Source organism: Halomonas denitrificans, from assembly GCF_003056305.1.
GTDB lineage: Bacteria > Pseudomonadota > Gammaproteobacteria > Pseudomonadales > Halomonadaceae > Halomonas > Halomonas denitrificans.
Genome location: NZ_PYVX01000003.1, coordinates 252,997 through 274,515, shown reverse-complemented (window position 1 = coordinate 274,515; position 21,519 = coordinate 252,997). Strand labels below are relative to the sequence as shown.

The 21,519-nt window shown below is 70.1% G+C and carries 21 protein-coding genes and 1 tRNA gene; 11 read left to right on the top strand and 11 right to left on the bottom strand.

The genetic code is table 11. The annotated features are described in order from the left end of the window. Nucleotides 1-56: 56 nt before the first annotated feature. On the bottom strand, nucleotides 57-1,112 hold the full coding sequence (locus tag C9F13_RS10710; RefSeq protein WP_245888760.1) for a GlxA family transcriptional regulator: 1,056 nt from the start codon (nucleotides 1,110-1,112) through the stop codon (nucleotides 57-59). A 385-nt stretch (nucleotides 1,113-1,497) separates the two neighbouring features. Continuing rightward, nucleotides 1,498-1,574 (bottom strand) — tRNA-Arg (locus C9F13_RS10705). Nucleotides 1,575-1,799: 225 nt separating this feature from the next. Between C9F13_RS10705 and C9F13_RS10700 the strand changes: the two genes are divergently transcribed. After that, entirely contained in the window at nucleotides 1,800-2,582 is a 783-nt protein-coding gene (locus C9F13_RS10700; protein WP_245888759.1) for a c-type cytochrome, read from the top strand. Nucleotides 2,583-2,680: 98 nt separating this feature from the next. On the opposite strand, the gene rep is transcribed toward C9F13_RS10700, so the two are convergent. From rep to pyrE, 3 genes are all read right to left on the bottom strand, one after another. Next, the gene (gene rep / locus C9F13_RS10695; RefSeq protein ID WP_108446251.1) at nucleotides 2,681-4,747 is read right to left on the bottom strand and encodes a DNA helicase Rep; all 2,067 of its coding nucleotides are present in this window, start codon (nucleotides 4,745-4,747) and stop codon (nucleotides 2,681-2,683) included. Then, entirely contained in the window at nucleotides 4,744-5,295 is a 552-nt protein-coding gene (gene trmL, locus C9F13_RS10690; protein WP_245888758.1) for a tRNA (uridine(34)/cytosine(34)/5-carboxymethylaminomethyluridine(34)-2'-O)-methyltransferase TrmL, read from the bottom strand. The genes rep and trmL overlap by 4 nt, the downstream gene beginning before the upstream one ends. Before the next feature lie 105 nt (nucleotides 5,296-5,400). Further along, nucleotides 5,401-6,093: an orotate phosphoribosyltransferase gene (gene pyrE, locus C9F13_RS10685; protein WP_108446250.1), complete on the bottom strand. Its 693-nt coding sequence runs from the start codon at nucleotides 6,091-6,093 to the stop codon at nucleotides 5,401-5,403. Nucleotides 6,094-6,184: 91 nt separating this feature from the next. Here pyrE and C9F13_RS10680 point away from each other — a divergent pair, with 91 nt between their 5' ends. Further along, nucleotides 6,185-6,952: an exodeoxyribonuclease III gene (locus C9F13_RS10680; RefSeq protein ID WP_108446249.1), complete on the top strand. Its 768-nt coding sequence runs from the start codon at nucleotides 6,185-6,187 to the stop codon at nucleotides 6,950-6,952. Nucleotides 6,953-7,247: 295 nt separating this feature from the next. Here the strand turns inward: C9F13_RS10680 and rph are convergent, their stop codons facing one another. Then, a complete protein-coding gene (gene rph / locus C9F13_RS10675) occupies nucleotides 7,248-7,985 on the bottom strand; it encodes a ribonuclease PH (protein WP_108446248.1) in 738 nt (245 codons plus the stop codon). 140 nt (nucleotides 7,986-8,125) lie between these two features. Here rph and C9F13_RS10670 point away from each other — a divergent pair, with 140 nt between their 5' ends. Next, nucleotides 8,126-8,989 carry a YicC/YloC family endoribonuclease gene (locus C9F13_RS10670; RefSeq protein WP_108446247.1) on the top strand — a complete coding sequence of 288 codons (864 nt, stop codon included), beginning with the start codon at nucleotides 8,126-8,128 and terminating at the stop codon, nucleotides 8,987-8,989. An 11-nt stretch (nucleotides 8,990-9,000) separates the two neighbouring features. Here the strand turns inward: C9F13_RS10670 and C9F13_RS10665 are convergent, their stop codons facing one another. Then, the gene (locus tag C9F13_RS10665) at nucleotides 9,001-10,182 is read right to left on the bottom strand and encodes an MFS transporter (RefSeq protein WP_108446246.1); all 1,182 of its coding nucleotides are present in this window, start codon (nucleotides 10,180-10,182) and stop codon (nucleotides 9,001-9,003) included. Between the two features lie 239 nt (nucleotides 10,183-10,421). Between C9F13_RS10665 and gmk the strand changes: the two genes are divergently transcribed. From gmk to thpR, 5 genes are all read left to right on the top strand, one after another. Beyond that, on the top strand, nucleotides 10,422-11,036 hold the full coding sequence (gene gmk, locus C9F13_RS10660) for a guanylate kinase (RefSeq protein WP_108446245.1): 615 nt from the start codon (nucleotides 10,422-10,424) through the stop codon (nucleotides 11,034-11,036). Nucleotides 11,037-11,204: 168 nt separating this feature from the next. Continuing rightward, nucleotides 11,205-11,468 carry a DNA-directed RNA polymerase subunit omega gene (rpoZ, locus tag C9F13_RS10655; protein WP_108446244.1) on the top strand — a complete coding sequence of 88 codons (264 nt, stop codon included), beginning with the start codon at nucleotides 11,205-11,207 and terminating at the stop codon, nucleotides 11,466-11,468. Between the two features lie 72 nt (nucleotides 11,469-11,540). Beyond that, nucleotides 11,541-13,685 carry a RelA/SpoT family protein gene (locus C9F13_RS10650; RefSeq protein WP_108446243.1) on the top strand — a complete coding sequence of 715 codons (2,145 nt, stop codon included), beginning with the start codon at nucleotides 11,541-11,543 and terminating at the stop codon, nucleotides 13,683-13,685. 93 nt (nucleotides 13,686-13,778) lie between these two features. After that, nucleotides 13,779-14,168, top strand: coding sequence for a RidA family protein (locus tag C9F13_RS10645; RefSeq protein ID WP_108446242.1), 390 nt, complete (start codon nucleotides 13,779-13,781; stop codon nucleotides 14,166-14,168). A 22-nt stretch (nucleotides 14,169-14,190) separates the two neighbouring features. Next, complete coding sequence (gene thpR / locus C9F13_RS10640) at nucleotides 14,191-14,706, top strand: RNA 2',3'-cyclic phosphodiesterase (RefSeq protein WP_108446241.1); 516 nt, start codon at nucleotides 14,191-14,193, stop codon at nucleotides 14,704-14,706. A 43-nt stretch (nucleotides 14,707-14,749) separates the two neighbouring features. Here thpR and C9F13_RS10635 read toward each other — a convergent pair whose 3' ends face one another. Next, nucleotides 14,750-15,622, bottom strand: coding sequence for an SDR family oxidoreductase (locus tag C9F13_RS10635; protein WP_108446240.1), 873 nt, complete (start codon nucleotides 15,620-15,622; stop codon nucleotides 14,750-14,752). A 114-nt stretch (nucleotides 15,623-15,736) separates the two neighbouring features. Between C9F13_RS10635 and C9F13_RS10630 the strand changes: the two genes are divergently transcribed. Both C9F13_RS10630 and recG read left to right on the top strand, forming a co-directional pair. Next, nucleotides 15,737-16,657, top strand: a complete 921-nt coding sequence (locus tag C9F13_RS10630; protein ID WP_108446239.1) for a hydrogen peroxide-inducible genes activator — start codon at nucleotides 15,737-15,739, stop codon at nucleotides 16,655-16,657. Continuing rightward, entirely contained in the window at nucleotides 16,654-18,735 is a 2,082-nt protein-coding gene (gene recG, locus C9F13_RS10625; protein WP_108446238.1) for an ATP-dependent DNA helicase RecG, read from the top strand. Before C9F13_RS10630 ends, recG begins: the two co-directional genes overlap by 4 nt. Before the next feature lie 57 nt (nucleotides 18,736-18,792). Here recG and C9F13_RS10620 read toward each other — a convergent pair whose 3' ends face one another. The 3 genes from C9F13_RS10620 to C9F13_RS10610 all read right to left on the bottom strand — a co-directional run bounded on the left by C9F13_RS10620 (nucleotide 18,793) and on the right by C9F13_RS10610 (nucleotide 20,866). Continuing rightward, nucleotides 18,793-19,149, bottom strand: a complete 357-nt coding sequence (locus C9F13_RS10620) for a hypothetical protein (protein ID WP_108446237.1) — start codon at nucleotides 19,147-19,149, stop codon at nucleotides 18,793-18,795. A 65-nt stretch (nucleotides 19,150-19,214) separates the two neighbouring features. Further along, a complete protein-coding gene (locus tag C9F13_RS10615) occupies nucleotides 19,215-19,490 on the bottom strand; it encodes an HU family DNA-binding protein (protein WP_108446236.1) in 276 nt (91 codons plus the stop codon). A 215-nt stretch (nucleotides 19,491-19,705) separates the two neighbouring features. Next, a complete protein-coding gene (locus C9F13_RS10610) occupies nucleotides 19,706-20,866 on the bottom strand; it encodes an FAD-dependent oxidoreductase (RefSeq protein WP_108446235.1) in 1,161 nt (386 codons plus the stop codon). A gap of 160 nt (nucleotides 20,867-21,026) precedes the next feature. Between C9F13_RS10610 and C9F13_RS10605 the strand changes: the two genes are divergently transcribed. Next, nucleotides 21,027-21,503 (top strand): chorismate--pyruvate lyase family protein, encoded by a 477-nt coding sequence (locus C9F13_RS10605; protein ID WP_108446434.1) that lies wholly within the window; start codon nucleotides 21,027-21,029, stop codon nucleotides 21,501-21,503. Nucleotides 21,504-21,519 lie beyond the last annotated feature (16 nt).

Genomic DNA, 21,519 nt, shown 5'->3' with positions numbered 1-21,519 from the left:
CTCGCCGGGCTGGCAGCCAGCATGAGGACACCCGTTTATTAGGGATAGCCGAGAAATCAGAGCGTCGACCGGCCGTCGATATGCAGGAAGAAGGGATCGACCCGGTCGCTGCCGGGTTCGCTGGCGCGCTTGCGCATTTCCGACGGCGTCGCGCCGAAGGCGCTGCGGAATTGGCGGGAGAAGTGGGCCGTATCGGCGAAACCACAGCGCTCGCCGATCTCGGTGATGCTCTTGCCGGTATAGTGCAACAGCCATAGCCCGTAGCGCAGGCGCAGGTCACGGGCGAACTTCTGGGGACCCACGCCCAGGATCTCGCGAAAGCGTCGCTCCAGGTTGCGGCGGGAGGTGCCCACCCGTTCCGATAGGGCGTCCATCGCGATCGCCTCGCCCAGGTGCTGCTCGAGCACGGCGATGGCGCGGCGCACCACACGATCCTCGATCTTGCCGAAGACCACCGGCTGGGGCTGGGGGTGGGTGCCGGCGCGGGCCTCGTCGAGGAGCATGATATTCAGGCTCTTCATCGCCCAGGCCTTGCCCAGATGGCGCTCGACCAGGTAGGCGGCCAGGTCTGCCGCCGCCGCCCCGCCGGCACAGGTGAGTCGATCCCCGTCATCGATGAACAGGCGATCGGCCACCGGCTGGATGGCGGGAAAGCGCTGGATCATGTCGCGATGGTGGTACCAGCTGACGCAGCACCGCCGCTCCTTCATCAGGCCCGCCTGGATCAGGGCGAACACCCCGGTGCACAGCCCCACCAGCGGCACACCGGCCTCCGCGGCCCGGCGAAGGTAGGCATGGGCGCGGGTATCCAGGCGGTCGTGATCATCCTGTACGCCGCCCACGACCACGATGTAATCGAAGGCGCCGGGATCCTGAAACGGCAGGCAGGGGGAGATGGCGGCGCCGCAACTGGACAGCACCTCATTCCCGGTACTGGCCATGAAGGTCCAGTGGCAACGCACCTGCCGCGAGCGGTCCCCCTCGTCCGCCGCCAGACGCAGGCAGTCGAGAAAGGCGGCGAAGGGCAGCAGCGTGAAGCGGTGGAGCAGGACGAAGCCCACCGCCAGCGGCTCACTCTTGTGAAGCGGACCGACCGTCGTGGCTGACATCATGGCGGACACTCTGGCATGTCTCTGAACCTCTCAAGGACCCTTACACTATCCCCTCGCCCGCCTCAGCACCACTCACGCTTTTGCCGTCATGCCATGCGGCTCGACGCTTCGCGTACCTGAAACCGACATCGACCACGCCCGCCGTGTCGCGGGCGTGGAACGTGAAAGGAGCCCGCGCCGGGGGCGCCTCGCGAGGGCACCGTGTTCGCATCCGCCATGTCACCCCCGGGAAACACTCCGAAGACATGACTTGGCCGGTCAAGGTCTCGCCCTGGGGCAATCCATGCAGCGGCATCGCCAGGCGAATCGGGGTTGCCGGCCAGCCCGGTCACAGGCGACAGACGACGAAAAGGGCCTGCGACAGTGTCGCAGGCCCTCGGATTCGTGGCGCGCCCGGCAGGATTCGAACCTGCGACCCTCGGCTTCGGAGGCCGATACTCTATCCAACTGAGCTACGGGCGCACGGCCTGGCGATGGGTGCCAGGCGGGCGCTATCCTACCCGCCCGCCAGAGCGCTGTCCAGCCGACATCCCGAGCGGCCGCCATCCCACCGTGAACCGTGGGGATTTTCCAGGCGTTGGCGATGTCGGTATACTGTCGCCCACTATATATGCGCGCCGTGGCGTCCACCGTCTGACGTGATGCCGAGCGTGATTCCGATGACAGGACCGTCGAGAGGTGGTGAGAGTGAAATCCAGCAAGCTGATCATGGGGTGCCTGGTCACCCTGGGCCTGAGCGCAGGCATGGCCGTTGCACAGGACGACGCGGCGCACGACGCCATCGCGGAACGCCTGAAGCCGGTGGGTGAGCTCTGCCTGCAGGGCGAGGACTGCGGCACCGCCATGGCCGCCGCCAGCGGCGGCGACAGCAGCGCCTCCTCCGGGGGGGCCATCGACGGGGCCGGCATCTACAACAACGTCTGCATGGCCTGCCACGAGACCGGCGCCGCGGGCGCACCGGTGCGCGGCGACGAGGCCGCCTGGAGCGAGCGCACCGGCAAGGGCTTCGAGACCCTGGTGAGCCACGCCATCAACGGCTTCAACGCCATGCCCGCCAAGGGCGGCAACCCGAACCTCTCCGACGCGGAAGTCGAGGCCGCGGTCGCCCACCTGGTCGAGCCGGTCATGGACGTGCCCGCCCAGGAGAGCGGCGGTGACGAGGCCGCCTCGGCCAGCGCCGAAGGCGAGGCGAGCGAAGCCAGCGCCGGTGCCGAGGCCGCCACGGCCGGCATCGATGGCGCCGCGATCTACAACACCGCCTGCATGGCCTGCCACGACACCGGCGCCGCCGGCGCGCCGAAGAAGGGCGACGCCGAGGCCTGGGCGCCGCGCCTCGAGAAGGGCACCGAGACCCTCTACAGCCACGCCATTAACGGCTTCAACGCGATGCCCGCCAAGGGCGGCAACGCGTCGCTCTCCGATGCCGAGGTCAAGGCGGCGGTCGATCACCTGGTCGGCGCCGCGCAGTAAGCACGCGGTCACGCGGAGACCAGCGGGGCGCCCTAGGGCGCCCCGCTTGCGTTGGAAGGTCGGCCGTCGATGACCGACCGCCGCCTTTAGGCCCGCTCTCAGCCCAGCAGTGAGCGAATCCCCGCCAGGGCATCCTTGCCCCGGGCCTGCTTCTTTTCCGGGTCCTCGCGGTCGGCGCGCCCCTCCCACTCCAGGTCGCCCTCCGGCAGCTCGTCGAGGAAGCGGCTCGGCGTGCAGTCCATCAGCTCACCGTAGGCCTTGCGCTGACGCGCCAGGGTCAGCGTCAGGGTGCGCCGCGCCCGGGTGATGCCCACGTAGGCCAGGCGCCGCTCCTCCTCCACGGTGCCCGCCTCCACGGCGTTGCGGTGGGGCAGCAGCTCCTCCTCCAGGCCCATCAGGTAGACGTGGGGGAACTCCAGCCCCTTGGAGGCGTGCATGGTCAAGAGCTGCACCCGGTCGGAGTCGTCCTCCTCGGCCTGCTGCTCGAGGATGTCGCGCAGCACCAGCCGGGAGATCGCCGACTCCACGTCGTCGGTCTCGGTCTCCGTGCTGGCCGCGTCCTCGGGATCGCGGTTCATGGACTTCTCGAGCTGATCGATCAGGATCCAGACGTTGGCCATGCGCCGCTCGGCGATGGTCGGCGCGCTGGCGTTCTGGTAGAGCCAGGCCTCGTAGTCCATCTCGTGGAGCATGCCGCGGATCGCCTCGAGGGCGTCGCCCTGATCCATGCGCCGGCGCACTCCGTCGATGAAGTGGGTGAAGCGCGACAGGCGGTCCATCGCTCGCTCCGGCAGCTGCTGGGCGAGGCCCAGCTCGTGGCAGGCCGCGAACAGCGAGATCGAGCGCCCTGAGGCCTGGTCGTTGGCGTAGTTGGCGAGCTTCTCCAGGGTGCTCGGGCCGATCTCGCGGCGCGGCACGTTGACGATGCGCAAAAAGGCGTTGTCGTCGGCCGGATTGATCAGCAGGCGCAGGTAGGCCATGGCGTCCTTGATCTCGTTGCGCGAGAAGAAGGAGGTGCCGCCGGAGAGCTTGTAGGGGATCTGGTAGTGCTGCAGCTTGAGCTCCAGCAGCCGGGCCTGGAAGTTGCCGCGGTAGAGCACCGCGAAGTCGCGCCATTCGGCGGACTCCTTGATGCGCCGGGTGAGGATCTCGCTGGCCACCCGCTCGGCCTCGGCCTCCTCGTGGCGGTTGACCACCACGCGGATCGGCGCGCCCTCGCCCATCTCCGACCACAGGGTCTTGTCGTAGACGTGGGGGTTGTTGGCGATCAGGGTGTTGGCGGCACGCAGGATGGTGCCGGTGGAGCGGTAGTTCTGCTCGAGCTTGATCACCTTGAGGCGCGGGAAGTCCTCGCCCAGTGTCACCAGGTTCTCCGGGCGCGCGCCGCGCCAGGCGTAGATCGACTGGTCGTCGTCGCCGACCACCGTGAAGGTGGCCCGCTCGCCCATCAGCAGCCGCACCAGCAGGTACTGGCTGATGTTGGTGTCCTGGTACTCGTCCACCAGCATGTAGTGGATCTTGCGCCGCCAGCGGGCCAGCGCCTCGGGGTCGTCGCGCAGCAGCACCACCGGCAGCAGGATCAGGTCGTCGAAGTCCACCGCGTTGTAGGCCTTCAGGTGGCGCACGTAGGCCTCGTAGACCCGGGCGGCGTACTGCGCGTCGTCGTCCTCGGCGTGGGAGAGCGCCTGGCCGGGCAGCAGCAGGTCGTTCTTCCACTGGGAGATCTGCTGCTGCACGGCGTTGATCTGGTCGGCGTCGACCTGGGCGTCCTTGTTCATCAGGTCGCGCAGCAGCGCCTTGGCGTCCTCCGGGTCGAACAGCGAGAAGCCCGGCCGGTAGCCGAGCGCCTTGAGCTCGCTGCGGATGATGTTGAGCCCGAGGTTGTGGAAGGTGGAGACGGTCAGGCCGTGCCCCTCCTTGCCCTTGAGCATGCTGCCCACCCGCTCCTTCATCTCCCGGGCGGCCTTGTTGGTGAAAGTCACCGCGGCGATGCGCCGGGCGCTCATGCCGCACTCCTGCACCAGGTAGGCGATCTTGGTGGTGATCACGCTGGTCTTGCCGGAGCCAGCCCCGGCGAGCACCAGGCAGGGGCCGTCGATGTAGCGCACGGCCTCCTGCTGGCGGGGGTTGAGGCCGGCGACCCGGCTCTGGATGGAGGGGGTCATCGCAGGCTCCTCCCGACGGCGTCGGGATCGATGGCGACCGGGCCGGCCTCAGGAGAGCCGGCACCCGGAAGGCCGGCCCCCGGAAGGCCGGACCCGGCGAACGCGAGCTGGCGCCACGCCTCGAAGACCACCACCGCACAGGCGTTGGAGAGGTTCAGGCTGCGGCTCTCGGGGAGCATGGGGATGCGCAGGCGCTGGGCCTCGGGCAGGGCGTCCAGCATGGCCTGGGGCAGACCGCGGGTCTCGGGGCCGAACACCAGGGCATCGCCCTCGCGATAGCCGGGCTCGTGATAGCCGGTGCGCCCACGGGTCGAGACGGCGAAGACCCGCGCCGGCGCCACGGCGGCGAGGAAGGCCTCCCAGTCGGCATGCACCTTCACCCGGGCCCACTCGTGGTAGTCGAGCCCGGCGCGGCGCAGCCGCTTGTCGTCCAGGGCGAAGCCCAGCGGCTCGATCAGGTGGAGCCGAAAGCCGGTGTTGGCGCAGAGCCGGATCAGGTTGCCGGTATTGGGCGGAATCTCGGGCTGGTAGAGCACCACGTCAAGCATCAGCGACTCCTGATTGGAAGGGCGTACAACGCGCTCGGGCCCCGTGCGGGGCCCGAGGGAGGATCGCCTGGCGGGCAGCGCGCCGCGGGCCTCAGTTGCCGGGTCTCAGTCGCCAGACACGCCGTAGCGGTCGCGGTAGGCGCGGATCGCCTCAGCGTGGCCACGGAGCTCATCGCCGGCGTGCTGCTCGAGGTACTCGAGCACCAGGTCCAGGGTGACGATGCTGACCACCGGCATGCCGTAGGTGGCCTCGACCTCCTGGATGGCGCTACGCGGGTCGTTCTCGTCGCGACCGCGCTCCTGGCGATCCAGGGCGATCACCACGCCCGCCGCCTTCGCGCCCGCGTCGTCGATCAGGCCCATCACCTCGCGGATCGCGGTGCCGGCGGTGATCACGTCGTCGATGATCAGGATGCGCCCGGCGAGCTCGGCGCCGACGATGTTGCCGCCCTCGCCGTGGGCCTTGGCCTCCTTGCGGTTGAAGGCATAGGGCAGGTCGCGGTCGTGGTGGTCGGCCAGCGCCACGGCGGTGGTGGCGGCCAGCGGGATGCCCTTGTAGGCGGGCCCGAAGAGCACGTCGATCTCAAGCTCGCTGTCGGCGATGGCCTGGGCGTAGAAGCGGCCCAGCTGGGCCAGGGCGCGGCCGGTGCGGAACAGGCCGGCGTTGAAGAAATAGGGGCTGACGCGCCCGGACTTCAGGGTGAACTCGCCGAAGCGCAACACGCCCTGTTCGATGGCGAACTCGATGAAAGCCTGCTGGTAGGGTTGCAGGGACGATGCAGTGCGCGGGTCCGCCACGGAGCCTCCTATCACGTTTATCGGCTGACGCCATTTACCCAAACGTCGAAACGTCGGGTATCATACACGCGCGACGCAAAAGGGACCACGTATGAAAATCGCCACCATCAATGTCAACGGCATCCGCGAAGCGGTCGGACGGGGCTTCCTCGACTGGCTGGCCAATCAGGATGCCGACGTCGTCTGCGTGCAGAACCTCAAGGCCAAGAGCTTCGAGCTGGACGATAGCATCCTCTATCCGGAGGGCTACGAGGGCTACTTCCTCGATGCGGAGCAGGACGGCTTCTCCGGGGTCGGCCTCTACTGCCGCCAGATCCCCAAGGCCATCATGTACGGCCTGGGCTTCCCCCAGTGCGACCACGAGGCGCGCTTCCTGCAGGCGGACTACGACCGCTTCAGCATCGCCAGCTTCCTGATGCCCGACGGCAGCGACTACGCCGCCAAGCAGGCCTTCATGGCCCAGTATCAGGAGTACCTGTCGAAGATGGCCCGCAAGCGCCGCGAGTACATCATCTGCGGCACCTGGCACATCGCCCACAAGACCATCGACCTCGAGAACTGGGCCGACAACCAGACCACCCCCGGCTTCAAGCCCGAGGAGCGTGCCTGGATGGACCAGGTCTTCGGCCCGACCGGCTTCATCGACACCTTCCGCGAGATCAACCGCGACGCCGGCGAGTACACCTGGTGGCCGAAGCTCGACCAGGAGGAGCCGCGCTCCCGCCAGGAGGGTTGGCGCATCGACTACCAGATCGTCGGGCCGAACTTCCGCCGCCACGTGGTGGACGCCTGGATCGACTACGACGCGACCTTCTCGGAGTTCGCGCCGCTGATCGTCGAGTACGACCTGACGCTCTGAGTCCGCTCCCTACGTCGCCGTTCCGGCCCGGCCGGAACGCAACGCGCCGGCCCTCGGGCCGGCGCGTTGCGTTGTGGGAGAGGCCTGACCAGGGGCTCAGCCGCCGACAGGCCTTCCGAAGGCGCTGTGAACCCGTCCCTGGGCGCTGGCGCCCTGCGACGCTCTCGCATCCTGCTCCGCTTGCAGGACCGGTGCTGGCCATCCATGGCCAGCCCGTTCGTAGCAGCGCTCCTCACCCCTGGCGCAGGACCTCCTTCAGCCTGTCGTCGGCACATTCCTACAGCGAATATGCCACTCAGCCGCGGATGCCCAGCGCCTCGCGCTGGTGGGCGAACAGCTCGGCGCCGGCCTTCTCGGCCAGGTCGAGCATGGCGTTGAGCTCGGCACGGCTGAAGGTGCCGGCCTCGGCGGTGCCCTGCACCTCGATCAGCTCGCCGCCCTCGGCCATCACCACGTTCATGTCGGTGTCGGCGCTCGAGTCCTCGGGGTAGTCCAGGTCGACCACCGGCATGCCCTTGTAGAGCCCCACCGAAATCGAGCCGACCAGCTGGTGGAAGGGGTCGCCCTTGATCAGCTTCTCGCGCTGCAGGTAGCGGATGGCGTCGATCAGCGCCACGCAGCCACCGGTGATGGAGGCAGTGCGGGTGCCGCCGTCGGCCTGGATGACGTCGCAGTCGACGGTGATGGTGTATTCACCGAGCTTCTTGAGGTTCACCGCCGCGCGCAGCGAGCGGCCGATCAGCCGCTGGATCTCCAGGGTGCGGCCACCCTGCTTGCCGCGGGTTGCCTCGCGGCCGCCTCGGGTATGGGTGGCGCGGGGCAGCATCCCGTATTCGGCGGTCACCCAGCCCTGTTTCTTGCCGCGCAGCCAGCGCGGCACCCCGGCCTCGACGCTGGCGTTGCACAGCACCTTGGTGTCGCCGAACTCCACCAGCACCGAGCCCTCGGCGTGGCGGGTGTAGTCACGGGTCAGGCGGATGTCGCGGGACTGGTCGGCGGCGCGTCCGCTGGGACGCCGGATCTCCGAGGTCATGGCAGCTCTCTTGAATCGGGAAAGATGACGGGAAGACACCCGTGGAATGGCGGCCATTCTACACGCTCTGGTCTACACGGTGTGGCCGGGGAATCGGGTACACTGCGGGCCCCTCACACCACGCGTCACCGGGAGGCACCATGGTCCACAGCATGACCGCCTTTTCACGCCAGGAGCACGACGGCGAGGCCGGCCGCCTACAGCTCGAGCTGCGCTCGGTCAACCAGCGCTACCTGGAGCCCCACTTCCGCCTGCCAGAGGCGCTGCGCGACCTGGAGCCGGCCTTTCGTGAGGCGCTGCGCACGCGCCTGGCCCGCGGCAAGGTCGAGTGCACCCTGCGCTTCGAGCCGGCCGGCGACGAGGCCGAGCCGAGCGTCGACCGGGCGCGACTGGCGGCCCTGGCCGCCACCCTGGAGGAGGTATGCCAGCGCGTGCCCGGTGCCGCCATGCCCGATGCCCTGCGCCTGCTCGATCACCCCGGCGTGCTCGAGCGACGCGACCCGGACCTGGCGGCCATCAAGGAGCAGGCCCTGGCGCTCTTCCAGACCGCTCTGGACGACCTGATCGCCGGCCGCGTCCGGGAGGGCGAGAAGCTCGCCGCGCTGATCCGCGAGCGCCTCACCGCGATCGATGCCCAGGTCGCCGAGGTGCGCCGGCTGATGCCGCGCATCCTCGAGCGCCAGCGGGCCCAGCTGCTGGAGCGGCTCGCGAGCGTGCGCGCCGAGCTCGATCCCCAGCGCCTCGAGGCCGAGCTCGCGCTGCTCGCCCAGAAGGCCGACGTCGACGAGGAGCTCGACCGCCTCGCCACCCACGTCGCCGAGGTGACGCGCCAGCTCGGCCAGCCCGGCCCGGTGGGGCGCCGCCTGGACTTCCTGATGCAGGAGCTCAATCGCGAGGCCAACACCCTGTCGTCGAAGTCGGTGGTCGCCGAGACCACCCGCTGCGCCGTCGAGCTCAAGGTGCTGATCGAGCAGATGCGCGAGCAGATCCAGAACATCGAGTAGCGCCGCGCCCCTCAGCCCGGCATCGCGCGCTCCCGCGCCAGGGCAATCAGGAAGATCACCAGGCCCCCGAGCGCCATGGCCATGCCTACGAGGCCCGTGGCCGACCAGCCGAGGCCGACGGTCACCGCGACGCCGCCGAGCCAGGCGCCGAGGCCGTTGGCGATGTTGAAGGCGGCGTGGTTCAAGGTCGCGGCCATGGTCTGGGCATCGCCAGCCACGTCCATCAGCCGGGTCTGCAGCGGCGGCACCAGGGCCCCGCAGGTGCCCACCAGGCCGACGAACAGCAGCCCGCTCCAGACCCGATCGGCGGCCAGGAAGAAGCCCAGCTGCACCAGCGCGGCCCAGACCAGCACGCCGGCGATGGCCCTGCGCTGGTTGGCGTCGGCGAGCCGCCCGCCGGCCAGGTTGCCGAGCACCGAACCGACCCCGAAGATCGCCAGCACCAGCGGCCCCAGCGCCTCGGGCATGCCGGCCTGATGGGCTAGGGTCGGCATCGCGTAGCTGAAGACGCTGAACATGCCGGCGAAGCCGATGCAGGCCACGGCCAGGGTATAGAGCACCCGGGGCCGGGTGATCGCCGAGAGTTCCGAGCGCAGCGAAGCGCCCTCGTTCGGCGGCTGCACCGGCACCCACAGCCGCACCAGCAGCGCGGTGGCAAGGCCCAGGGCCCCCACCAGCACGAAGGCCGTCTTCCAGCCCGCGAGGCCGCCGATCCAAGTGGCCAGGGGCGCTCCGGCCAGGATCGCCAGGGTCAGGCCCGCCAGCACCCGGCCGACGGCGCGGCCCCGCTCGTGGGGCTCGGCTACGTTGGCAGCCACCAGCGCCGCCACGCCCAGATAGACCCCGTGGGGCAGGCCGGCGATGAAGCGCAGGGCGACGAAGCCGTGAAAGGAGGGCGCCAGCAGGGTCAGCAGGTTGCCGGCGGCGAACCACACCATCAGGCCGATCAGCAGCCTGCGGCGGGGAATCCGTGCGCCGATCGCCGAGATCAGCGGCGCCCCGACCACCACCCCCAGGGCATAGGCACTGATGGCGAGGCCCACCTCCTGCACCGCGATGCCGTAGTCCTCGGCGATGCGCGACATCAGGCCCATGATCACGAACTCGGTGGTGCCGATGGCGAAGCCCCCCAGCGCCAGGGCCGTCTCGGCCAGGCGGGGGGTTGATCGGGGACGAAAAGCGTCCGTTGGCATGCCGCGCTCCCTGGAACGGTGACGGCGCCGCCGTCGGGCGGCGCGCAAGGGGGCGCCATTATTCCAGAGCAGGGCGCGGTGCGCGTCACTCGTGGCAAATAAGGGAGCGGCGAGCGGACGCCGTCGCGCTCACCGGGCCGAACACGCCCCGGCGGCTACAGACGCGGCGCCATTGTGTGCGATACTTCGCCTTTTCAGTCGCCGCCCAGGCGTCGTTCCACCGTCAGAGACCCTCGCTCATGGCCCAAGGTACGCTCTTCATCGTTTCCGCTCCCTCCGGCGCCGGCAAGACCAGCCTGGTGCGCGAACTGATCGAAAGCCTCGACGGCATCCAGGTCTCGGTCTCGCATACCACCCGCGAGCGCCGCGAGGGCGAGGTCGACGGCGTCAACTACCACTTCGTGGACGTGCCGACCTTCGAGGCGATGGTCGAGCAGGGCGACTTCTTCGAGTACGCCCGGGTCTTCGACAACTACTACGGCACCTCGCGCAGCGCCGTACAGGCGATGCTCGCCGCCGGCCAGGACGTGATCCTGGAGATCGACTGGCAGGGCGCCCGCCAGGTGCGCGCGCAGCTCCCCGACGCCGTCTCGGTGTTCATCCTGCCCCCCTCCCGGGAGGAGCTGGAGCGCCGCCTCGCCGGCCGCGGCACCGACGAGCACGCGGTGATCGCACGGCGCATGCGCGACGCGGTGGACGAGATGTCCCACCACGACGAGTACGACTACCTGGTGATCAACGACGACTTCACCACGGCCCTGCGCGAGCTGCAGTCGCTGGTGATCGCCCGGCGCCTGACCCTCGAGCGGGTCAGCGAGCACCATGCCCCGCTGCTGGCGGCCCTGCTGGACTGAGCCCACGCCCCGTCGCGGGGCATCCGGGCCCCGGCCGAGGCGCTTGTCAGGGCAACCGGGCGTCGAGTAATCTATCCGGTCTAGCTGTCGGTGGATGTCCCGGGGCGCTTCCGCGCTGCCCGGGAATTGCCCGTCGGTACCTTATTCTTACATTTCAGGAAGGCATCCATGGCACGTGTCACCGTCGAAGACTGTCTCGAAAACGTCGAAAACCGCTTCAAGCTGGTGATGATCTCCACTCACCGTGCCCGCCAGCTGGCCCGCGGCTCCCGCGACGCCCTGCTGCCCTGGGAGAACGACAAGCCCACCGTGATGGCGCTGCGCGAGATCGCCGCCGGCAAGGTCGACGCCAGTGTGCTCGACGAGCCGGTCGAGGCCGCACCGGTGCGCGTGCGCCCCGAGTTCGAGCCGGGCAGCCACCCCGAGGAGTGATCCTGCCCCGCCGGCGCAGGAGCGCTTTCCCTCTGTCCGCAGAGCCATCACGCAGCATTCAGGGCGCGCCGCATGTTCACCATCGATGACCTGGCCGATCGACTCGGCGGCTATCTTCCCAAGGACGAGATCCAGCAGGTCAGGCGTGCCTTCTACTATGCCGAACAGGCCCACGACGGCCAGCGGCGTCGCTCCGGCGAGCCCTATGTGACCCACCCCCTGGCGGTCGCCAACATCCTCGCCAACATGCACATGGACCACCAGAGCCTGATGGCCGCCATGCTGCATGACGTGATCGAGGACACCGGCGTCGCCAAGCCGGCGCTGGCCCGGCAGTTCGGCGAGCCGGTCGCCGAGCTGGTCGACGGCGTCTCCAAGCTGACCCAGATCACCTTCGAGGACAAGGCGGTCGCCCAGGCGGAGAACTTCCAGAAGATGGTGCTGGCGATGTCCCGCGACATCCGGGTGATCATCGTCAAGCTCGCCGACCGGCTGCACAACATGCGCACCCTCGGCGCCCTGCGCCCCGAGAAGAAGCGCCGCATCGCCCGCGAGACCCTGGAGATCTACGCCCGCATCGCCAGCCGGCTGGGCATCAACACCATCCGCGTCGAGCTCGAGGACCTCTCCTTCCAGGCCCTCTACCCGATGCGCGCCGAGCGCATCAAGCGCGCCGTCTCCAGCGCCCGCGGCCATCGCCGCTCGACGATCCGCCAGCTGCAGACCAGCCTGCAGCAGAGCCTCGACGACGAGGGGCTGACCGGCACGGTGATCGGCCGCCAGAAGCACCTGCTGTCGATCTATCGCAAGATGCGCGACCAGCGGAAGTCCTTTGCCGAGATCATGGACGTCTTCGGCTTTCGCATCATCACAGAGGACGTCGACAGCTGCTATCGCATCCTCGGCGTGGTGCACAACCTCTACAAGCCGGTGCCGGGACGCTTCAAGGACTACATCGCCATCCCCAAGGCCAACGGCTACCAGAGCCTGCACACCACCCTGTTCGGCCGCGGGGGCATGCCCATCGAGGTGCAGATCCGCACCCGCGAGATGGAGGCCCTGGCCAACAACGGCGTCGCCGCCCACTGGCTCTACAAGGCCGGCCAGACCGACCACCCCATCGCCCAGGGCAGCCACGCCCGGGCCCGGGCCTGGGTCAAGGGCCTGCTCGAGATGCAGCGCCACGCCGGGGACTCGCTGGAGTTCATCGAGCACGTCAAGAACGACCTCTTCCCCGACGATATCTACGTGTTCACGCCCAAGGGCGACATCATGGAGCTGCCCCAGGGCGCCACGGTGATCGACTTCGCCTACAGCGTGCACACCGACATCGGCAACAGCTGCATCGCCTGTCGCATCGACCGCCACCTGGCCCCGCTCTCCACCCGGCTCGAGAGCGGCCAGACCCTGGAGATCATCACCGCCCCCGGCGCGCGCCCGAACCTCGCCTGGCTCAATTTCGTGATCACCGCCAAGGCGCGCTCGGCGATCCGCCACGCCCTCAAGCACCAGCAGCAGACCGAGGCGGTCCAGCTCGGCCGCCGCCTGCTCAACAAGGCCCTGGCCCCCTTCGAGACCAGCCTGGAGGAGCTGCCCGAAGGCGTGCTCGACCGCCTGCTCGAGGAGCATTCGCTGAGGAGCGAGACGCCGCTGCTGGAGTCCATCGGGCTCGGCTCCCGGGTCGCCCACGTGGTCGCCCGCCGGCTGGTCGGCCTGCTGCAGGGCGAGCCCGACGCATCCGGCGCTCCCACCACGGAGCCGTCGGCCCCCCATCAGCCGATCCTGATCAGCGGGGCGGAGGGCATGGTGATCAAGTTCGCCCGCTGCTGCCGGCCGCTGCCCGGCGACCCGGTGCTTGGCCATCTCTCGGCGGGCAAGGGCATCGTCGTGCACCGCGCCGAGTGCCGCAACCTGGGCGACCTGAAGGACGACCCCGACAAGCTGTTCGCCCTGGAGTGGTCCCCCGACATCGACGAGGACTTCCCCGCGGCGCTGCGCCTGGAGATGGAGAGCCGCCGGGGACTGGTGGCGGAGCTCGCCGCCCTGATCACCGACGCCGGCGCCAACATCGAGCGCATCGACATCGAGGAGCGCGACGCGCGGCTGTCGATCGTCAACCTGATCCTGTCGGTGCGCAATCGCGTTCACCTGGCGCGCATCATCAAGCGCCTGCGCAACCTCTCCCACGTGGGCCGCATCACCCGACTCGGCAACTGATCCCGCAGCGCCCCACCCGTCGCCGACGGCGGCGGGCGAGGCGTTGCTTTTCTCGATCCGTAGAACACCAACAACGTCATGAGGAGCACTACCATGAGCAACAAGGCCGTGATCAACACCGACCAGGCGCCCGCCGCCATCGGCCCCTACTCCCAGGCCATCAAGGCCGGCAACACCGTCTACATCTCCGGCCAGATCCCCCTGGACCCGACCAGCATGGAGATCGTCTCCGACGACTTCGAGGCCCAGGCGCGCCAGGTCTTCACCAACCTCAAGGCCGTCTGCGAGGAGGCCGCCGGCACCCTGCAGGACGTGGTCAAGGTCAACCTCTACCTGGTCGACCTGGGCCAGTTCGCAGTGGTCAACCAGGTGATGGAGGAATTCTTCAAGGCGCCCTTCCCGGCGCGGGCCGCGGTGGGCGTGAAGGCGCTGCCGAAGGGCGCCCTGGTCGAGGCCGAAGCCGTGATGGTCATCGGCGACTGACCGAAGCCGTCTGCCACCCGGCATGCGCCTCTTCCTGGCCCTGATCCCGCCGCCGGCCCTGCGCCGGCGGCTCGCTGAGCTCGCCGAGCGGGCCCACGCCCGCTTGGGCGGGCGCCGCGTCCCCGACGACAGCCTGCACCTGACCCTCGCCTTCCTCGGCGAGCGCCCGACGGCGCAGGCCGAGGCGCTTGCGCGCTGGGTGGAGGAGCGACCGATCCCCGAGGGGGAGTGGCGCCTGGACGCCTGGGGGAGCTTTCGCCGCCCGGGCATCGTCTGGGTGGGGAGCCGGACGCCCGACCGGGCGCTGACGGAACTCCAGGCCGCGCTATGGCAGGACCTCGAGCGCCATGGCGTGGCGGGTCGGCCGTCAGGCTTTATCCCCCACGTGACGCTGCTGCGCCGGGCCCACCGACTGGACACAGCGGAAATGTCGCCGCCGGACCTGGCCTGGCCCTACCGGCAGCTGGCGCTGGTGCGCTCCTTCACCGACCAGGACCGCGCCCGCTACCAGACCCTCGCGCGCTCGCCGCTCTCCTGAACGAGCCGCCTTAACAAGTCGTCCTGAACACGCCGTCGGCGCATCACGCCCGCGCAGGCAGGAAGCCTCCCGCCTTCAGCACCTGGGCATAGCCCTCGCGATAGCTCGGATAGCGGAAGCGATAGCCGCTCTCGAGCAGGCGCGCGTTGTCGCAGCGCTTGCTGGCGCGGCGACGCAGCGGGGATTGGATGGTCTCGGTGGCCTCGACCTTGAGCTGCCTGGCGAGCCAGGCCATTACCTCGTTGAGCGGGGCGGGTTCGCAGTCGCTGCCGAGGTAGAGCGGTGCAAGCGATTCACCGGCAAGCGACAGGCCGATCAGGTGCGCCAGCACCCCGGCGCAGTCGTCGCGGTGGATGCGGTTGGAGTACATCACGGGGCTGGCCGGGGCGATGCGACCCTCGCCGACCTGGCGGATCAGGCGGTCGCGACCGGGGCCGTAGATCCCCGAGAAGCGCACCACCGTGCCGGGCAGCTCATGGTCGAGCAGCGCCTGCTCGGCCTCGCACATCAGGGTGCCGGAAAAGCCGGAGGGCTCGGCGGGGCTCGTCTCGTCGACCACCTCGCCGTCGCGCTGGGCATAGACGCTGGTCGAGGAGACGAAGAGCACTCGCTGCGGCGGCTTATCGCGGCCGGCGAAGGCCTCGAGCACGGCCTTCAGGCCGTCGGGATAGGCGGCGCGATAGGCCTCCTCGTCGAAGCGATCGGCGCTGACCACGTAGACCAGGGTATCGGCGTCGGGCAGCCCGGTGATAGTGGCCGGGTCGGCGAGGTCGACCGCCACCGCCTCGAGGCCGCTGCCCTCCAGCGCCTGGGGGTGGCGGCGGGCCCCGATCACGCGGTGCCCCGCCTCGAGCAGTTCGCGCCCCAGCGCCGTGCCGATGTCGCCGCAACCGAGAATCAGTGTCGTCGTCTTCACCTTTCCCTCACCCCCTGATAAAAAGTCCCTATTGGCATTATTGTGTCTCGTCCGATCGGGCATGATCGCCTAAGACCGTCACCCGCTTTAGAAGAGGATGCCTGCCGGCACCACATGACTCTAACAGAACTCCGCTATATCGTGACACTGGCCCAGGAACGCCACTTTGGACGCGCCGCGGAGCGCTGCTTCGTCTCCCAGCCGACCCTGTCGGTGGCCGTCAAGAAGCTCGAGGAGGAGCTCGGCGTGGCGCTGTTCGAGCGCTCGAAATCCACCGTGCAGGTCACCCCGATGGGGGAGAAGATCGTCGAGCAGGCCCAGCGCGTGCTGGAGCAGAGCAGCGTGATCAAGGAGCTGGCCACCGCCGGCCGCGACCAGCTGGCGAGCCCGCTGCGCATCGGCGCCATCTACACCATCGGCCCCTACCTCTTCCCCTACCTGATCCCGGAGCTCTCCCGCCAGGCGCCCCAGATGCCGCTCTACATCGAGGAGGGCTTCACCGGCAACCTGCGCCGCAAGCTGAGAAGCGGCGAGCTCGACGCCATCATCATCGCACTGCCCTTCACCGAGACCGACGTGGTCACCAAGCCGCTCTACGAGGAGGCCTTCGAGGTGCTGCTGCCGGCCGACCACCGCTGGGCCGAGCGCGAGAGCATCGACAAGGAGGACCTGCTGGAGGAGCGCCTGCTGCTGCTCGGCGAGGGGCACTGCTTCCGCGACCAGATCCTCGAGGCCTGCCCGGCGATCAGTCACCAGCTCAACAGCCCCTCCAACACCCTCACCGCCGAGGGCGGGTCGCTCGAGACCATCCGCCACATGGTGGCCTCGAAGCTCGGCATCACCGTGCTGCCGCGCTCGGCCATCGGCACCGGGCACTACGAGAGCGGCATGCTGGTGAGCCGGCCCTTCACCGCCCCGTCGCCCTCGCGCACCGTGGCGATCGCCTGGCGCGCCAGCTTCCCGCGGCCCCGGGCCATCGATGCCGTCACCGACGCCATCGCGCACTGCCGGCAGGCCGAGCTCGACCCGGCATGAGCGGCCTCGATGCCCCCGTCACGGACCTCAAGGGCGTCGGCGAGGCGCTGGCCGGCAAGCTTGCCCGGCTCGGCATCGAGCGCGTCGCCGACCTGCTGTTCCACCTGCCGCTGCGCTACCAGGACCGCACCCGCATCACCCCCATCGCCACCCTGAGCGCCGGCCACGAGGCGGTGGTGGAGGGCGAGGTGGTCGCCGGCGAGGTGGTGCACGGACGGCGGCGCAGCCTGCTGGTGCGCCTGCGCGACGGCTCCGGCATCCTCAGCCTGCGCTTCTTCCACTTCTCCCCGGCCCAGCAGCAGCAGTTCCAGGCCGGGGCCCGGGTGCGCGCCTTCGGCGAGGCCCGGGCCGGCGCCACGGGGCTCGAGCTCTACCATCCGGAATATCGCCTGCTGGGCGGCGGCGAGGCCCCGGTGGAGGATCACCTGACGCCGATCTACCCGGCCACCGAGGGGCTGCACCAGACCCGCCTGCGGGCGCTGATCGACCAGGCCCTGGCGCGCCTGGACGCCGATCCCGACGCCCTGCCGGACGGCATTCCCGAGCCGCTGCGCCAACGCTTCGGCCTGCCCGAGCTTCACCACTGCCTGGACACCCTGCACCGACCGCCGCCGGAGGCCGACCCGGAGAAGCTGGCCGGCGGGCAGCACCCGGCGCGGCGCCGCCTGGCCCTGGAGGAGCTGCTGGCGCACCGGCTCAGCCTGCAGGAGGTGCGCCAGCGCATCCAGGAGGACGGCGCCCCGGCGCTGCACGGCGGGCGCGGCCTGCAGGCCCGCTTCCTGACCCAGCTGCCCTTCTCGCTGACCGGTGCCCAGCGCCGGGTGCTCGACGAGCTCGCCGCCGACCTGGGACGCCAGGTGCCGATGCTGCGGCTGGTGCAGGGCGACGTCGGCTCGGGCAAGACGGTGGTCGCCGCCATGGCGGCGCTCTCGGCCATCGCCGCCGACTGCCAGGCGGCGATGATGGCCCCCACCGAGATCCTCGCCGAGCAGCACTACCGCACCTTCAGCGCCTGGTTCGAGCCGCTGGGCATCGAGGTGGCCTGGCTCTCGGGCAAGCTCAAGGGCAAGGCACGCCTGGACACCAAGGCGGCGATCGGCGACGGCCGGGCGCGCATGGTGGTGGGCACCCACGCGCTCTTCCAGGGCGACGTGCACTTCCAGCGCCTGGGGCTCGCCATCATCGACGAGCAGCACCGCTTCGGCGTCCACCAGCGCCTGGCGCTGCGCGAGAAGGGCGAGGCCGGCGGCCTCACCCCCCACCAGCTGGTGATGACCGCCACCCCCATCCCGCGCACCCTGGCGATGAGCGCCTACGCCGACCTCGACGTCTCGGTGATCGACGAGCTGCCGCCCGGCCGCACCCCGGTGAAGACGGTGGTGATGCCCGACGAGCGCCGCCCCGAGGTGATGGCGCGCATCCGCCACGCCTGCGCCGAGGGGCGCCAGGCCTACTGGGTCTGCACGCTGATCGAGGAGTCCGAGGCGCTGCAGTGCCAGGCCGCCGAAGCGACCCGCGACGAGCTCACCGAGACGCTGCCGGAGCTCGCCATCGGCCTGGTCCACGGCCGCATGAAGCCCGCCGAGAAGGCCGAGGTGATGGAGGCCTTCAAGGCCGGCGAGCTGGACCTGCTGGTCGCCACCACGGTGATCGAGGTGGGGGTCGACGTGCCCAACGCCAGCCTGATGATCATCGAGAATCCCGAGCGGCTGGGGCTCTCCCAGCTGCACCAGCTGCGCGGCCGGGTCGGACGCGGGGCCGTGGAGAGCTTCTGCGTGCTGCTCTACCACCCGCCGCTCTCCGCGCACTCCCGGGAACGGCTGGCGGTGATGCGCGAGACCACCGACGGCTTTCGCATCGCCGAGAAGGACCTGGAGATCCGCGGCCCCGGCGAGGTGCTGGGCACCCGCCAGACGGGGCTCGCGCAGATGAAGATCGCCGACCTGGAGCGCGACGCCGACCTCTTGGAGCGGGTCGCCCCGCTGGCCGAGGCCCTGCTGGCGAGCCATCCCGAGGCCAGCCGGCCGCTGATCCGCCGCTGGCTCGGCGAGCAGGCGGGTCGCTACGGGCAGGTCTGACGAGACGAAAGGAAGCGCAAAGGAAGCGAGAGGCGCGACGGCCAGGGCCGTCGCCCCTCAGAGGTGCTTGAGCAGGCGCTGCAGCTGCTTGAGGTCGCCGGAGTCGCCGACCAGGCGCACGGTGCCGGCCATCATGCCGTCGAGGAAGGCCTGCTGGGTGGGCGTCTTGAGCACCTGGAGCGCCGTCGCCTCGTCCGCGAAGCGCAGCTCCAGGTCGAGATCCACCGGCAGGCCCCGTCCGGTGCGGATGCCCTGCGGCGACATGCGGTAGTGCCGGGCGATGGAGAGATCCTCGGTGGCGATGCCCCAGTCCAGCCCGCGCCGCTCGGTCAGCAGCTCGCGAAACCGCGCCTGGCGGCGCAGGGCGCGCTTGAGCAACAGCCCGAGCAGCCACAGCATCAGTCGCAGCTTCATATCGGCTCCGGATCCGGAGAAAGGGAGGTATCACGCGGCCCGCGGGTGGGGCGGGCCGCAGCGCCTTACTTGCCGACGGCGTCCTTGAGGCCCTTGCCTGGCTTGAAGGCGACGGTCTTGCTGGCCGGGATGGTCAGCGGCTGGCCGGTCTGGGGATTCTTGCCGGTGCGCGCGGCACGCTCGCGCACGGTGAAGGTACCGAAGCCGATCAGCGACACGTCCTGCCCCTGAGACACGCTCCCGGTGATCTCGTCGAGAATGACGTTGAGCACGTGGCTGGCCTTGTCCTTGGATAGATCCGCACGCTCGGCAATCGCCGCGGCGAGTTCTGGCTTGCGCATACAGCCCTCCTGGTATTGGCATCGAGATGCCGGCGTTCGTCGCCGACTTAATGATTATTTCATACGACCCGTCAGCGCATCACGCGCCCATCCTCCATCGTGCACATGACGATGGCGCAGTGATCGTGTCCGCGGGATGCACAACGCATCGCGCATTCGGCAGTGCCTCTGGCGCCGCGACCCGATGACCGCGAGAGGCCCGGTGGTTGACGCACCTAGCCTAGCAACGGCGGCGCGGCTCGCGCCAGTTCGACTTTCCGACGCACCGCGCGTCCTGTCAACGCAAAGCCGAGCAGCCGGCCCTCCTCGTCCTCGGCCAGCGCCGTCAGGTCATGCCCCTCGCCCTCGAGGCGCCAGCGCGCCGGGACCCGGGCCGGGGGCAGCGCCACCACCGGCAGCAGCGGCGTCTTGACCAGCACCGGCCAGGGCCCGTAGGCCACCGGGGTGGGGGTGCCGGTCAGGGTCTTCGCCAGGGCCTTGGCGCTGGCCAGCAGGGGCTGGACGTACATGGCGTTGATCCCCTCGACGCAGGCCACGTCGCCCAGGGCATGGATGCCGGGCGCCGAGGTGGCCAGCCGGCGGTCGGTGTGGATGCCGCGCTGGCTGACCCTGAGCCCGGCCGCCTCGGCCAGCGCGGTGCGCGGCTTGAGCCCCGTGGCCACCAGCACCAGGTCCGCCGAGAGCGACGCGCCGTCGTCGAGCCCCACCGCGACCCCCTCGCCCTCGGCTTCGAGGCCGGCCAGGGTGCGTCCGGTGTGAAGGGCCATGCCGGCCTCGCGGAAGGCCTCGCCCAAAGCGTGGCCCAGGGCCTCGGGGATCAGTCGCGGCAGGGGGGCCGGCTCCGGGGCCACCAGCGCCACCGCATGGCCGCCCGCGGCGAGGTCGTTGGCGAACTCGCAGCCGACGAGGCCGATGCCGATCACCGCCACCCGCGCGGGCCGGCCCAGCGCCTCCAGGGCCGCATGGAAGGCCCGATAGTCGTCCAAATCGTTGACACTGAAGACCCGCCCGGCAATGGCCTCAGGCACCCGAAAGGGCCACGCCGGCGCCGCCCCGGTCGCCAGCACCAGTTCGCTCCAGGGCAGGGTCTCGGCGCCGATCTTGAGGGTCCGGGCCGCGGGGTCGATCGCCTCGACCCGGGTGTGGGGGCGCACCACGGCCTCGAGTTCGTCGGCCACCTCGAGGGCCGAGCGGGCCGCCAGGCGCGTCGGCGGCAGGCGCTTGGCGAAGCCGGTGGAGAGCAGCGGCTTGGAATAGTCATCGCCGCTGTCGGCGGTGATCAGGGTCATCGGTCGCGCGGGGTCGAGCTGGCGCAGCTGACGCAGCAGCCCGAGACCCGCCATGCCGGAGCCGATGATGGTCAGGGGGGCGGTCATGGCACTCCTCGAGTCGGGGGCCGGGGCGGCCCGTCACGGGTAAGCGTGTCGACCCATCATGGTACACTAGCCGCCCTCGAAAATGACGCGGAGAGACACGGTGAGCAACGGCTCGGCACGCGATCCACGCTGGCGCCCCCTGGCGGCGGCACGCCCCGCCATGAGTCCCGACTGGTGGCGCTGGGTGGCGTCCCGCGACTCGCTCACCGCCCGGCTGATCGCCGCCGGGGGCCGGCGCGCCTTCCGGGTACGCCTGCTGGACCAACGCCTCGGACGCCCCCGCCGCGACGAGGCCCTGGCCCTGGGGCTGCCCCAAGGCCGCGTGGCCTGGCTGCGCGAGGTGGCGCTCTGCCTGGACGAGCGCCCCTGGGTCATGGCCCGCTCGGTGGTGCCCCTGGACGGGCTGCACGGCCAGCGCCTCGACCGGCTGGGCGAGCGCTCCCTGGGCCACTGGCTGTTCCGCCAGCCCGACCTGGTGCGCGGGCCCCTGGAGGTCACCGCCGACCCGCTGCCCTTCCAGGCCGCCGACGGCCCCTGGGCGCGCCGCTCGGTGTTTCGCCACCGGCGCTTCGCGGTGCTGGTCCAGGAGTCCTTCCTGGCCACCATGACGGATGACCTCGAGCTTCCTTCACGCTAGGCTCTGCCGGCACGCC

Coding starts and splice junctions, on each gene's coding strand:
- C9F13_RS10650 (WP_108446243.1), top strand. CDS start 11,541: ATGTTCACCATCGATGACCTGGCCGATCGACTCGGCGGCTATCTTCCC.
- trmL (WP_245888758.1), bottom strand. CDS start 5,295: ATGCTTGACGTGGTGCTCTACCAGCCCGAGATTCCGCCCAATACCGGC.
- C9F13_RS10610 (WP_108446235.1), bottom strand. CDS start 20,866: ATGACCGCCCCCCTGACCATCATCGGCTCCGGCATGGCGGGTCTCGGG.
- C9F13_RS10605 (WP_108446434.1), top strand. CDS start 21,027: ATGAGTCCCGACTGGTGGCGCTGGGTGGCGTCCCGCGACTCGCTCACC.
- C9F13_RS10710 (WP_245888760.1), bottom strand. CDS start 1,112: ATGATGTCAGCCACGACGGTCGGTCCGCTTCACAAGAGTGAGCCGCTG.
- thpR (WP_108446241.1), top strand. CDS start 14,191: ATGCGCCTCTTCCTGGCCCTGATCCCGCCGCCGGCCCTGCGCCGGCGG.
- C9F13_RS10615 (WP_108446236.1), bottom strand. CDS start 19,490: ATGCGCAAGCCAGAACTCGCCGCGGCGATTGCCGAGCGTGCGGATCTA.
- rpoZ (WP_108446244.1), top strand. CDS start 11,205: ATGGCACGTGTCACCGTCGAAGACTGTCTCGAAAACGTCGAAAACCGC.
- C9F13_RS10680 (WP_108446249.1), top strand. CDS start 6,185: ATGAAAATCGCCACCATCAATGTCAACGGCATCCGCGAAGCGGTCGGA.
- C9F13_RS10665 (WP_108446246.1), bottom strand. CDS start 10,182: ATGCCAACGGACGCTTTTCGTCCCCGATCAACCCCCCGCCTGGCCGAG.
- C9F13_RS10670 (WP_108446247.1), top strand. CDS start 8,126: ATGGTCCACAGCATGACCGCCTTTTCACGCCAGGAGCACGACGGCGAG.
- C9F13_RS10645 (WP_108446242.1), top strand. CDS start 13,779: ATGAGCAACAAGGCCGTGATCAACACCGACCAGGCGCCCGCCGCCATC.
- recG (WP_108446238.1), top strand. CDS start 16,654: ATGAGCGGCCTCGATGCCCCCGTCACGGACCTCAAGGGCGTCGGCGAG.
- gmk (WP_108446245.1), top strand. CDS start 10,422: ATGGCCCAAGGTACGCTCTTCATCGTTTCCGCTCCCTCCGGCGCCGGC.
- C9F13_RS10630 (WP_108446239.1), top strand. CDS start 15,737: ATGACTCTAACAGAACTCCGCTATATCGTGACACTGGCCCAGGAACGC.
- rph (WP_108446248.1), bottom strand. CDS start 7,985: ATGACCTCGGAGATCCGGCGTCCCAGCGGACGCGCCGCCGACCAGTCC.
- C9F13_RS10620 (WP_108446237.1), bottom strand. CDS start 19,149: ATGAAGCTGCGACTGATGCTGTGGCTGCTCGGGCTGTTGCTCAAGCGC.
- rep (WP_108446251.1), bottom strand. CDS start 4,747: ATGACCCCCTCCATCCAGAGCCGGGTCGCCGGCCTCAACCCCCGCCAG.